The 11,966-nt window shown below is 40.8% G+C and carries 12 protein-coding genes and 1 pseudogene; 5 read left to right on the top strand and 8 right to left on the bottom strand.

Features of this window, described 5'->3' with window-relative positions; genetic code table 11:
- Positions 1-126: 126 nt before the first annotated feature.
- The gene (locus tag HL061_RS02095) at positions 127-351 is read right to left on the bottom strand and encodes a helix-turn-helix transcriptional regulator (RefSeq protein ID WP_025652654.1); all 225 of its coding nucleotides are present in this window, start codon (positions 349-351) and stop codon (positions 127-129) included.
- 348 nt (positions 352-699) lie between these two features.
- Here HL061_RS02095 and parA point away from each other — a divergent pair, with 348 nt between their 5' ends.
- Both parA and HL061_RS02085 read left to right on the top strand, forming a co-directional pair.
- The gene (gene parA / locus HL061_RS02090) at positions 700-1,338 is read left to right on the top strand and encodes a ParA family partition ATPase (RefSeq protein ID WP_025652655.1); all 639 of its coding nucleotides are present in this window, start codon (positions 700-702) and stop codon (positions 1,336-1,338) included.
- Positions 1,339-1,341: 3 nt separating this feature from the next.
- A complete protein-coding gene (locus HL061_RS02085; RefSeq protein ID WP_025652656.1) occupies positions 1,342-1,551 on the top strand; it encodes a plasmid partition protein ParG in 210 nt (69 codons plus the stop codon).
- Between the two features lie 211 nt (positions 1,552-1,762).
- Here the strand turns inward: HL061_RS02085 and HL061_RS02080 are convergent.
- The 5 genes and pseudogenes from HL061_RS02080 to HL061_RS02060 form a co-directional block, all read right to left on the bottom strand.
- A pseudogene (locus HL061_RS02080) lies at positions 1,763-1,873 on the bottom strand (cation transporter); the annotation flags it as partial.
- Positions 1,874-1,959: 86 nt separating this feature from the next.
- Positions 1,960-5,100, bottom strand: coding sequence for a CusA/CzcA family heavy metal efflux RND transporter (locus tag HL061_RS02075; protein WP_212564575.1), 3,141 nt, complete (start codon positions 5,098-5,100; stop codon positions 1,960-1,962).
- On the bottom strand, positions 5,090-6,319 hold the full coding sequence (locus HL061_RS02070; protein ID WP_252962455.1) for an efflux RND transporter periplasmic adaptor subunit: 1,230 nt from the start codon (positions 6,317-6,319) through the stop codon (positions 5,090-5,092). The genes HL061_RS02075 and HL061_RS02070 overlap by 11 nt, the downstream gene beginning before the upstream one ends.
- A gap of 1 nt (position 6,320) precedes the next feature.
- The gene (locus HL061_RS02065; RefSeq protein WP_025644122.1) at positions 6,321-7,646 is read right to left on the bottom strand and encodes a TolC family protein; all 1,326 of its coding nucleotides are present in this window, start codon (positions 7,644-7,646) and stop codon (positions 6,321-6,323) included.
- A gap of 48 nt (positions 7,647-7,694) precedes the next feature.
- Positions 7,695-8,105 carry a cation efflux protein, CzcI-like gene (locus HL061_RS02060; RefSeq protein ID WP_198013336.1) on the bottom strand — a complete coding sequence of 137 codons (411 nt, stop codon included), beginning with the start codon at positions 8,103-8,105 and terminating at the stop codon, positions 7,695-7,697.
- Positions 8,106-8,440: 335 nt separating this feature from the next.
- Here HL061_RS02060 and HL061_RS13960 point away from each other — a divergent pair, with 335 nt between their 5' ends.
- Both HL061_RS13960 and HL061_RS02055 read left to right on the top strand, forming a co-directional pair.
- Positions 8,441-8,572 (top strand): hypothetical protein, encoded by a 132-nt coding sequence (locus HL061_RS13960; protein ID WP_264673014.1) that lies wholly within the window; start codon positions 8,441-8,443, stop codon positions 8,570-8,572.
- A gap of 112 nt (positions 8,573-8,684) precedes the next feature.
- A complete protein-coding gene (locus tag HL061_RS02055; RefSeq protein ID WP_093071101.1) occupies positions 8,685-9,014 on the top strand; it encodes a four-helix bundle copper-binding protein in 330 nt (109 codons plus the stop codon).
- A 253-nt stretch (positions 9,015-9,267) separates the two neighbouring features.
- Here the strand turns inward: HL061_RS02055 and HL061_RS02050 are convergent, their stop codons facing one another.
- Positions 9,268-9,732 (bottom strand): NUDIX hydrolase, encoded by a 465-nt coding sequence (locus HL061_RS02050; RefSeq protein ID WP_007115209.1) that lies wholly within the window; start codon positions 9,730-9,732, stop codon positions 9,268-9,270.
- 231 nt (positions 9,733-9,963) lie between these two features.
- Between HL061_RS02050 and HL061_RS02045 the strand changes: the two genes are divergently transcribed.
- Complete coding sequence (locus HL061_RS02045; RefSeq protein WP_101204374.1) at positions 9,964-10,551, top strand: recombinase family protein; 588 nt, start codon at positions 9,964-9,966, stop codon at positions 10,549-10,551.
- A 734-nt stretch (positions 10,552-11,285) separates the two neighbouring features.
- Here HL061_RS02045 and HL061_RS02040 read toward each other — a convergent pair.
- On the bottom strand, positions 11,286-11,648 hold the full coding sequence (locus HL061_RS02040; RefSeq protein WP_087813587.1) for a DUF3817 domain-containing protein: 363 nt from the start codon (positions 11,646-11,648) through the stop codon (positions 11,286-11,288).
- Positions 11,649-11,966: the final 318 nt, after the last annotated feature.

Genomic DNA, 11,966 nt, shown 5'->3' with positions numbered 1-11,966 from the left:
ATAATGGATAAAATGACTTACTACAGGTCAAATTATACCTATATTTTAATCTATTGCAAGAGAAAATAACCTTCTGTAGGTCTTTTTATACTTTTAAAGGTGATAATGTCTTATGAGCGAAGGTGTTCACTCAGGCGACTCACTGCTGTCCTCATTTATGATTTCATATAAATCACCAACATTGATTCTAAGATACGTGCATAAAGACTCGATGACATCTAGATCAACTCGGGTGGCTTCTTCATGATACATGCGAGTAATGGTGCCACGATTGATGCCAGTATCCCTTGCGACATCGGCAATTTTAAGGCGTCTTTCGCCCATGATGGTCGATAAGTGACACTTCACCATAGTGGTTTCCTCATTAACGATTGGTGGTTTTGATTGGTGAGCAGATTATAACGAATATGAGTGGCTAACGTATTCCTTTTAGTAGCTCAAATTGATATTCAACAGCGGTAATTTACCTGGTAGTAGGCAGTTCGTTATGCTGTCTTTGATACAGGACGTCTATCATGATGGATATACGCTAGTTAGAAAAGGTGATGCTATTTTTACTATGAAGTATTGCTATTAGTAGTAATGTGACGTACATTTTTAGTTATACTTATATACTTATATACTTATATACTTATATACTTATATACTTATATACTTATATACTTATATACTCAATACATACTACAGGGATCTGTATTTATGAAGGTAATCGCGGTATTAAATCAAAAGGGTGGCAGCGGTAAGACTACCATCGCAACGCATTTGGCTCGTGGCTTACAGCTAAAAGGCCATAGTGTTTTGTTGGTGGATAGTGACCAGCAGGGCAGTGCGCGTGACTGGAGAGCAGTTGATGAAGACAATCCGGTACCGGTGATTGGGCTCGATAGACCAACACTTGATAAAGATTTAAAAAACGTCTCTGATAAAGATTATGTGGTGATCGATGGATCGCCGCAAGCTACTAGTCTGGCTATTTCTGCTATAAAAGCGGCTGATTTTATATTGATTCCGGTGCAGCCGAGCCCCTATGATATCTGGGCGACCAGCGATTTGGTTGATTTAGTGCAGCAGCGTATTGAGATGATGGATGGCCAACTAAAGGCAGCCTTTGTTGTCTCACGCGCCATTCAAAATACCAATATTGGTAAAGAGGTTGCAACCGCGCTGCTTGATTATAATATTCCGGTATTAGAGACCAGAGTGATGCAGCGAGTTGCTTATCCTAATAGTGCTGCCCTTGGTAAGACAGTATTTGATACCGAATCGCCTAGTAGCAATGCGATACAAGAGATAACCGCATTGGTCAGTGAGATTCAAATATTTTTTGGTGAGGAGTAAGTCATGAGTTTATCAGCAGGTCGTCCTAGTAAGAACGTTAAGGATCAATTGGCTTTATCGGATGTGACGGACAGTCCCAAAAAGACGGTACGCGTGAATTTTAATTTAGATGAAGATAAACACATTGCGCTCAAGCGGTACGCGCTTGAAAGCCGAAAAACGGTGACTGAGTTGTTGACTGAAATGATTGAGGAAAAGTTGGTTGAGCGATAGGTATAAAAAAGGGACTTTCCTAAACTTTGTGTAACTTCTTATACCCTATTAGCAAATAGAAGTTACACAAAATCCAGGATGGGCTCGTGGTCGATGCCAATCCGTAACTGGACGTCTGCTCTGAATCGTTTTATGATTATGTTTGATGACCGTATCAGCAAGCATTTAATCTAAACGGCAGTTACACAGAATTCGGGATGGTCTCAAAAGCAGCGACAACTTCTACTATTAAAAAAGTAGTCGTTAAACCTAAGGCAACCATTAACTTCTTACTATTTTCTTCAGTAACAACCGCATGGCTATGATCATGATGTTCTGACATAAAATATTTTCCTTATTCTATTTATGATGAGCAGAGATATTGGATAACAGCCAATATCTCTGCTGTAAATCGACTAATCTATTGGATTAAGAAACTTTTTTTTCATTTATCCAACGATAAAGCACGGGTAACAGCACCAAAGTTAGTAATGTTGAAGAGATAATCCCGCCAATCACTACGGTTGCCAGTGGCCGTTGAACCTCAGCCCCTGTTCCGGTTGCCAGCGCCATTGGTACAAAACCCAGTGAAGCCACACAAGCTGTCATCAACACTGGTCTTAAGCGCAAAATAGCCCCTTGCCACACGGCTTTATGCACTGGATATTTGTCCCTTAATTCCTTAATAAAGGTCAGCATTACCAGTCCATTGAGGACTGCAACACCAGATAAGGCAATAAAGCCAATTCCAGCTGACATCGATAATGGAATATCCCTTAGCCAAAGGAACAGCACACCACCGGTCAAGGCAAAGGGTATCCCGGTAAAGACCAATAGACTTTCTTTGACATTGTGAAAGACCGCCATCAGTAAAATAAAGATAGTGATTAAAGCCAGTGGAATCACGATTTGCATCCGTGCTTTGGCTGAAGCCAAATTTTCAAACTGACCGCCATATTCTATCCAATAACCACTTGGCAAAGTGTATGCTTTGAGCTGTGTCTGTACATCAGAAACAAAAGACCCTAAATCACGCCCTTCAACATTCGTTGTAACCACAACTCGGCGTTTACCATTTTCTCGACTGACTTGGTTGATTCCTTCAATGGTCGAGACTTGCGCGACATCCGACAATAAAATACTGCCACCATTTGGAAGCTGAATAGGTAACTGGGAAACAGATGCGACACTACGGTCTTGCTCTCCAAGACGGATAACAAAATCAAAACGACGATCGCCTTCTAAAATCTCTCCCACGCTTTGTCCACCAATATTGGTTGCCACAAGGTCTTGAATTGAACGCACACTCAAACCATATTGTGCAGCCAAAGTTTTATTTACCTCGACATTCAGTAATGGCAAACCTGAGGTCTGCTCAACTTTCACGGCACTGCTACCCGATATTTGCTGAATGATTTTGGAGATTTTAGTCGCCTCAGTATTGAGGACATTCATATCATCACCGAAGATTTTCACACCAACATCACTACGCACACCTGAGATCAATTCATTAAATCGGAGTTCAATCGGTTGTGAAAATTCACTATTATTGCCTGGAATCGTGGCTAAATACGTCACCATACGGCCACGTAATTCATCTAAACTTTCTTTAGGATTTGGCCATTCTGAACGAGGCTTTAACATGATATAGCCATCTGAAATATTGGGTGGCATGACATCTGTTGCAACCTCGGCTGTACCCGTTCTGGCAAATACTGCCTTAATTTCAGGGAAACTCTTTAAAAGAAGTTTTTCAGTATTCTCCTGAATACGTAAAGACTCTTCTAAGCCTGTACTTGGTGAACGTAACTGTTGTATCGCAAAGTCTCCTTCACTGAGCTGTGGTGCAAATTCACTGCCGAGTTTGGTACTGATAAATCCCGTAATCACTAATAAACACAGTGCAAAAGTCAGCACAACTGCTTTGTATTGATACGAAATATCAAGAGTTTGCTGATATTTAGCTTTTAGCCATAACATCCAACGACTTTCTTTTTCTTGAATATCGCCTTTGACCCACAATGCCACAGCAGCAGGCACAAAGGTGATCGATAAAATAATGGCTGCAACAAGGGCGAGTACCACTGCCAATGCCATCGGATGGAACATTTTTGCTTCCACACCACTTAAAGCAAAAATCGGCAAATACACCACCAAAATAATAAGCTGACCAAAAATAAGAGGACGACGTGCTTGGCGGGCAGCCAGAAAAACTTCCTTAAAGCGTTCACTTTGTGTGAGAGGTCGTTTTAACAGTTGCTGTGTATGGGCTAAACGCCGGATACAGTTTTCGACAATCACCACAGCACCATCGACAATGATGCCGAAATCGAGTGCACCTAAACTCATCAGATTGGCACTGATATTTTGCTGTGCCATCCCGGTTAAGGTAAACAGCATAGAGAGTGGAATGACACAGGCAGTAATCAAGGCAGCACGGATATTCCCTAAAAACAGGAACAGAATGATGATGACCAGGATTGCTCCCTCTACCAAGTTTTTCTGAACGGTTTTAATCGCCTTCTCAACCAAGATAGTACGGTCGTACACCGTTTCAATCACTACCCCTTTAGGCAAACTATTCTGAATATCTTGAAGCTTGGCATCCACAGCTTTAGAAACAGTCTGGCTATTTCCACCCATCGCCATCATGACAACCCCTAAAACGGTTTCTTTGCCGTTATAGGTTGCCCCACCGGTTCTTAAATCATGCCCAATAGAGACTTGCGCAATATCACCAACCCGAATTGGGCTGCCATTTGGGCTACCCAGCATGGTGTTCTCAATATCAGAAAGCCCATTGAATGCACCCGGTACACGTACCGTCAGTTGCTGACCATTGTCTTCAATATAACCTGCACCTCGGTTCTCATTATTTTGCGCTAAAGCCTGTTGCAGTTGTTCTAATGAGATATTCAGTTGCTGCATCCGGTTTAAATCGGGAGAGACCACATAGGTTTTTTCAAAACCACCAATACTGTTGACCTCTGCAACTCCCTTAACACGTTGCAGTTGAGGACGCACAATCCAGTCCTGAATCTCACGCAAATCCATCGGCGTGTATGCAGTTCCATCCGGCTTTTTCGCATTCGGATCTGCCTTCAGTACCCATTGATAAATCTCACCGAGACCCGTAGAAACGGGGGACATCGTCGGTGCGATTTGTGCAGGCAACTCAGATTGCGCCTCCTGTGTCCGTTGGTTAATCTGCTGACGGGCCCAATAAATATCAGTCCCATCTTTAAAGATAATGGTGACTTGAGAGAGTCCATAACGGGATATGGAACGGGTAAGCTCCAGATCCGGAATGCCAGCCATGGCATTTTCAATGGGATAGGTAATCAGCTGTTCGACTTCAAGCGCAGTAAAACCCTTGGCTTGAGTATTAATCTGGACTTGGGTATTGGTAATATCGGGTACAGCATCAATCGGGAGTTTCTGATAGCTATACACCCCGACCGCAATCCAGGTACAGACAAAGAGCAACACCCAAATCGCATTTTGTATGGAAAACTGAATGATTCGTTCGAATAAACCTTCGGGTTTTGGTAGATCAGAATTAATGTCCATGGCCTGCCTCGTCTTTTTCTAATTCAGATTTCAACAAGAAACTGCCTTGAGCGATATACTTCTGCCCTTCAGTCAGCCCAGAAATCACTTCAAGCCATTGTCCATCACTTGAAGCCTGCCCCAATTGCACTTTCTGTGCTTTTAAGTGGACTTGACCTTTTTGTTCTGAATCTACGATGAAAATACTGTCTTCACCTTCAATACTTTGCAGCGCAGACTTTTGAATCCGAAGGGCTGATTTTGCTGTAGCTTCCGGAATCAACACTCTCACTAACACATTAGAACGCAACTCAGTAGCTTGCGCATCGAGTTTTGCGCGCACCACCAGACGCCCTGTTTGTACATCTGCCTGAGAGGTTAAGCTTTGTACAGTAGCTTTATAGCTTTGATCTGAATCATTCACTTTAAAGTCAATTTTTTGCCCGGCTTGCAGTTGACCTGAGAATTGATTCGGCAAATTAAACTCAAGCCATAAATCTTTCAGCTGTTCAATGACAAAGAGCTGATTAGCCAGTTGCACATTTTCACCGACCACAATATCTTTTTGACTGATCACCCCAGAGATCGGTGCTTTAATCAGAAAACGCCCATTGTTATTGCCACTTGCACCTAATGCATTTAAACGTGCTTGTGAGGACTGGACAGTAATCTGCGCTTGACGGTAGGCATTTTCGGCACGCTGGTAATCCTGTTTGGCAGAAACCCCCTGTGACCAGAGTTGCTGTTCGCGCTGGTAATCTTTACGGGCCAAATCCAGATTCACCTGTGCCATACGCAGATTTGCCTGTTGGTCGATCAGTTCAGGCACGGTTAGTACAGCCAGCGTTTGTCCTTTTTGCACGCTCTGTCCTAAAGCCACATTGATCTGCTCGACATAACCACTAAAATTAGGCGATATATGCGCTTGTTGATCGGTATTCACCACCAATTTACCTGGCAGGGTTGTCAGCTTTTCAACCAATCCTGTGGATGCAACAGCAACTTTTAAACCTTGTTCAACCATTTGTTGGCTGGTCAGTTGTATTTCGCCTTCTTCAGCATGTCCTTCTTCAGAACTATCTTCATCAGAATATTCGGCATTTCCCTCATCATAACCACGCCCCTCAGATTCAGTTTTTTTTGAACTTAACCAAATAGCCAGACTGACCAAGACCGTAATCAGAATCAAAACTACAATCATGAGAGACTGGGATATTTTTCCGTTTTGCTTGGCGTTCATTTTATCGTGCTCCCCCATTGATTAAATTTTGCGATGCTTCGACTGCCTTTTTATTCAGTTGTGTATAGGCATCCGAACGGCTAATTTCTTCATAACTTGTGCCAATACTGAGTGCCTCAGCTGCTAGGGCAGTTTGCCAAGCTTGACGTAGAGTTTGTAATTGACCCAATCGAAGATTCTGCAGTTGGGTGGTTGCTTGCTGAACGTCGGTAATGGACAGTTTCCCTGCCTGAAACCCTAGTAAAGTACGGCTCTGAACTTTGGTCGCCAAAGTAACTTGTGCTGTTGTGGCATCGAACTGGCTACGTAAACCTTTGAGCTGATGCATGCTGTTGGCAATATCGAGTATTTGTTGCTTCAGCTCACGCTGCTGCTGTTGGTTCAGCAATATTTGCTGTTGCTGGACCATCGGGATCGCATATTGCTGGCGATTGAAAATATTCAGTGGAATAGCCACGCCGATTGCTAAAGTCGTATCGTTGCTTTCATTAGGGGTTTTGCTACGTTTCATGCCTACATTTAAAGTCGGATTGGGACGTGCCTGAATTCTTAAATTTTCAATTTGATGATCCGATTGCTGAATGTTCAAGGCATAGAGTTTTTCTAGCCACCCTTCAGCAATATACCGTTGCACAGTTTGGAGACTTTGCTCTGGCCAAGGGATAGCGGTTTTATTCAATTGAAGATGTGAAGATGTTTCTCCCCCCCACAAATTAGACAGCTGACGACCGGCAGCTTGTTTATTCAGCATCGCTTGCTCATAAAGTCGTTGGATTTCTAGCGCTTCAATTTGGGCACGCTCAAAATCAACCAGGGCAATACTGCCTGCCTGATAGCGTTTCTGGGCACTGTCCAGATTGACTTTACTTGTTTTTAACTGTACTGAATAAGCAGACTGCTCAACCTCAGCAAGTGCAAATTGCGACCATGCAAATTTAACAATCAGTTGGCTTTGTGCCTTCCATAATTGCTGTTGCAATTGGATTTGTTGATTCGAGGTATTGGCAATCACCCGGTTCAGCTTACGCTGACCAAATAGATCTAGAGGTTGACTAACGCCAACATTGAATTCCTGTTCTTGACCTGAGCCAAAGCCAGACTGTTCTAAACTTATACTTGGATTCTGCCATAACCGACTTTGCTGAATATTCAATTCAGATATTTGCTGAACTTGTTGCCACGGCTTGTCTTGAGTCTGGTAACTTTGTACTTTTGCTAAAGCGGATTCAAAGCTGGTAACGTTTTCAGCATAGCTATATTGCATAGCCGCTGCACATATACAAGCAACCAAGCTATGACGCAAGAGTATAATTGATTGTGAAGACATGATTTTTCCCACTTATTTAAATAATAAAAGTGGTGGGAATGTTTTAGGCTACCCCACCATGAGCGGGGAAAATTCGGGAGGTAGGCTTTGTTGAAACAGGTCAGGAGCCTGATAGCTGTTTTTCCAATGAAATTGTGGATTCACTTTAACTTCAGAGCTTGGATGAAACACATCTACTTTTTCATTTTGTACAATCAAATGCATCATCGATGGTAGATGATCTTGATGATCTTCACCGATTTCTAAATCGCTACTGAATGTTTTTATGTTTTCTGACTGTCCATTATGATCGTGTTGACGACTATCGCTGGCACACAAGGTATTTTGGTGATGACCAAAATGATAACTCTGCTGTGATTGAGGCTGTTGTTCATGGACACAAAAGGCCGCCGCCACATTCCAAAAGCTTTGGAACATGAACAATCCAACCAAGACTGTAATCCATGTAGTAGAACGCATCATCATAACAACCGAAAAATTTGTACCAAGTATAAGGCTTAGAGCCACTCCAAGGTCAAGCTTAATAAATTAAATTAAACATTCAATGAACACTGAATAGCCGGCACTTTTGCAAATTTACCTTGTCTCTATAAGCTCACATCAATTTCAGGTAAGAATAACAATAGATAGTGAACCGTACCGGGTTTGTCGGAGACTTTTTATTTAAGTTAGGCCACCTGACCTAACGGGTTAATCTTATCATTGTACATTGCTTCAAACTCAAAAGGCAATTTCCATGAGAGTTTCCCAAACTTTGTGTAACTGCTTATAATCCACTAACAGGAGAATAAGCAATGACTAACCAATCTGACATCAAGAAACTGGCTGAGCAAATGGCCAGCAGCATGAAAAGCTTCGATGACATCAAAGACTTTCAAAAGCAGCTCATGCAGTCCTTCATCGACACTGCATTTACACTCTCCTAAAACCATTTAACAAAATCTATGACTATTTTACTTTCCCTTACATAATCGTCCTAGTGTATATCTTTTTTTTTGATTAGCCTATTCCTAAATCAATTGACTTTAGCGAAGTATGATGAACGATATCCAATTTTCAGATTGCGCAAAGGCATGTATGAACTGTTACCTTACCTGTGCCAGTTGTGCAAATGCCTGTCTAAAAGAAGAAAATCTGGAGATGATGCGAGAATGTATTCAGCGTTGTCTAGATTGTGCAGATATTTGTCAGCTCTGTGCTCGTATGCAGCAAACAGAATCTCCTTTTATGAAAGAAATTTGTGAGCTTTGTGCCAAGGTTTGTGAATACTGTGCAGATGAATGTAGCCAACATGAGCATCAATACTGCCAGCAATGTGCTGATGCTTGCCGTGAATGTGCCGTCGAATGTCGAAAAATGGTTGCCTGATAAATAAAAGAATTAGTTGAGTTTAGGATTTACTCAATGAATAGCCAACGTGTTAGTTGTTAGTGGGTCAAACCACTAACAACTCGCAAAAAATGGCTGAATTTGTGGACGTTGTTTTTGCGATTCGATCCAAAGAGAGTACTTTGATTGAACGCGCATGAGTAAATCAGCACTAATACCTAAAGCATCGTGCAAACGTAAGGCTACATCGGCTGTTACTGGGAGGGTGTAGAATATCGAACTTTCTTACTTTTTAGAGTAACTCAGCTGCTTGTAATGCTATTTCTTTAACATCTAAGCTAAGGGCTAAATCTGCATTGATCAAATCTTCAATATCGAAAAATCTAGCTTCTAGGGCGTCATCACCTGCTAGAGGATCACCAGAAACCCAAATACAAAGTACGGCTACAAGAACAAAATGGTGACGCAGCTTACCACTACTATCAAAGTCAAACGCGTCTACAGCGTTAAATGTCTTAAAGGCTTTTGATACAATGCTTGTCTCTTCATAAAGTTCACGAACGGCAGCATCTTTAACAGTTTCCCCACGTTCAATTTTACCACCGGGAAAACCCCATCGACCTGCATCGGGTGGGTTAGCACGGCGTACTAAAAGCACCTTTCCATCTTTAAAAAGTACTCCAATAGTAGCTACTATTGGACGTAGGCTCTGTGGTTCGTATTGTATTATAGGTTCATTACTTAGTATATTAGACATAAAAACTCAATTGAGAATAGGACATAGAGGATAGCTTAATATTCAAGTCCTCACTAGGGAACCGAACCAGTGAAAGCGCCTGACAATCTACCATTAGACTATACCTTAACAGTAAAACCCCCAAACGATAACCTAGCTATCATTAGACTTGTTTCTATTATTAAATGATAGTAATATCTTGATATTATCAATGAACATTATTTATTGAGTCTAAATAATAGAGGTAGTGTTATGAGCGTTCGTATTTATGTGAGAGCAAGCACTAAGGATCAAGACGCTAAGAGAGCCTTATCTGACTTGATTAGCTTTAGCAAAAGCTACGATGATAGCTATGCTGAATATATTGAGCATTTCAGTGGTACGAAGCTCGATAGACCCGCACTCACTCTGTTACTCAATGACGCTGAAGAAGGAGATATTCTACTGGTTGAAAGTGTGGATAGATTAAGCAGGCTATCTCAAGATGATTTTGCAATCTTAAAGCAGCGCATTAAAGACAAGGGCTTACGATTGGTGGTAGCTGATCTACCAACCACGCATACGGTCAGTGAAGGTATGACCGGGGATATTCTCAGGGTAATCAACGATATGTTAATCGACTTATTAGCCACAATGGCAAAGCTTGATAACGACAAGCGTAGAGAGCGTATCAAGCAGGGATTGGCTAACAGTGGCTATAAGCCCACTGGTAAAAAGCCTAATACAACGAAACATAATCGTATTATAGAATTAAACAGTCAAAACAATATGACAAAAGAGGAAGTAGCTAAGGCAGTTGGTGTTGGGGTAGCTACCGTTTATCGCGTATTAAAAAAGTAGTTAGTCATCAGTAGCAGCTTAGGTATAGCTTTTTTATTCAACACTAAGTATTGAAATTAAGTATTTAAAATGTTTTAAGTAAAGACATGTAAAAACGATTCAGTTGACAAGAGTTCAAGCTATTTTTGACAATATTTTGAGTATTTTGAGTATTTTGAGTATTTTGAGTATTTTGAGTATTTTGAGTATTTTGAGTATTTTGAGTATTTTGAGTATTTTGAGTATTTGAGTATTTATGATCATATTTAGTGAGAATGGCCATAATCTAAAGCGGGCTGTATAGACTCTTTTTCAGCACGCTTATCGTCTTACTTTTCGGTGAAAGCCTTCAGATATGGTTTAGTAAACACAATCACCTAAAGTAGTCTGTCAAAAGTAGTTCCATCATATCAGTCTATTTTAAGTGGTCTATTAGTTGATAAGTGAACCTAATTAGGTAGTACCTTTGAGGCATACCCTACGATAACAGGAAATCCATCGCGGATGACAAAACCTGTTTAGCTTTTAAACAAGACGGGTTTGTCGATAGTATGTAAGATAAGTTGGAAAAGTAACTAGAGTGTAAGACTATTCATACTGGGTCTGAATCAAAGTTTTATTGTGATTAATTTCTGCTCAATATTATTCATTTGTCGCCATGATGAGTGATGGCGGCTTGTAATTTAGTTAGGAAAAATAATCTTGAGTAATAATATACGTTTGTATCATTTGTATCATTTGTAGCAGAGCTTGTTCTAGGCTTCTTTACTTACACTTTTCTGTAAGTTATTTTTTAGTAAATGATCGAATATAAATGGGCCAAAAGGTAAGAGTGAGCCGAGTACGCCCGCAGGTATTGCCCAAAGAGGCATTTTCATTTTGATAGCTGAGCCTATAAGTATTATGATATAGGTAATAAACAAAATACCGTGTGCCATACCGATGTATTTCACACCTTCTGGAATATCCAGCATATATTTTAGTGGCATGGCGATGAAGAGCAATAATAAGAAAGAGGTGCCTTCTAGGTAGCCTATAAGGGTAAGACTTTTTAACGCGGTCTCTTGTTTTTTTCTAAGGCTGTGAATTTTTTCAATAGTTGGCTGAGCCTGTGACACTATATTTTCCTTTTGTTATTATCAATAAAGAATTTATGGATTATTCAATGTCTCTATAATAATGGCTCTACGCAGAGCTTTTAAGTATTGGGTTTTAAGACCTAAAATGAGTGAGTACCTATACCAGTCATACATTACCTTCCAGTTCACATTTTATAAACATACTCAAGTATAAAAAGTATTTTTCCGTATAGAGTGACTATGACGCTAGTTCTTTTTATTTGTACTGATCAATATTCACTTGTTTATTCATTACGCTTACTTTCCAAAAATATCATATCAATTATAATCAACGCTACACCGACACAGACACCTATA

Source organism: Psychrobacter sp. PSP, from assembly GCF_024085615.1.
Taxonomy (GTDB): domain Bacteria; phylum Pseudomonadota; class Gammaproteobacteria; order Pseudomonadales; family Moraxellaceae; genus Psychrobacter; species Psychrobacter pacificensis.
The sequence above is the reverse complement of the archived record's forward strand: the minus strand, read 5'-3'. Positions and strand labels throughout refer to the sequence as shown.

Bases quoted from the DNA above. Each gene is read 5' to 3' on its own strand.
- HL061_RS02075 (WP_212564575.1), bottom strand. From the start codon at position 5,100: ATGGACATTAATTCTGATCTACCAAAACCCGAAGGTTTATTCGAACGA.
- HL061_RS02085 (WP_025652656.1), top strand. From the start codon at position 1,342: ATGAGTTTATCAGCAGGTCGTCCTAGTAAGAACGTTAAGGATCAATTG.
- HL061_RS13960 (WP_264673014.1), top strand. From the start codon at position 8,441: ATGACTAACCAATCTGACATCAAGAAACTGGCTGAGCAAATGGCCAGC.
- parA (WP_025652655.1), top strand. From the start codon at position 700: ATGAAGGTAATCGCGGTATTAAATCAAAAGGGTGGCAGCGGTAAGACT.
- HL061_RS02065 (WP_025644122.1), bottom strand. From the start codon at position 7,646: ATGTCTTCACAATCAATTATACTCTTGCGTCATAGCTTGGTTGCTTGT.
- HL061_RS02050 (WP_007115209.1), bottom strand. From the start codon at position 9,732: ATGTCTAATATACTAAGTAATGAACCTATAATACAATACGAACCACAG.
- HL061_RS02060 (WP_198013336.1), bottom strand. From the start codon at position 8,105: ATGCGTTCTACTACATGGATTACAGTCTTGGTTGGATTGTTCATGTTC.
- HL061_RS02055 (WP_093071101.1), top strand. From the start codon at position 8,685: ATGAACGATATCCAATTTTCAGATTGCGCAAAGGCATGTATGAACTGT.
- HL061_RS02045 (WP_101204374.1), top strand. From the start codon at position 9,964: ATGAGCGTTCGTATTTATGTGAGAGCAAGCACTAAGGATCAAGACGCT.
- HL061_RS02070 (WP_252962455.1), bottom strand. From the start codon at position 6,319: ATGAACGCCAAGCAAAACGGAAAAATATCCCAGTCTCTCATGATTGTA.
- HL061_RS02095 (WP_025652654.1), bottom strand. From the start codon at position 351: ATGGTGAAGTGTCACTTATCGACCATCATGGGCGAAAGACGCCTTAAA.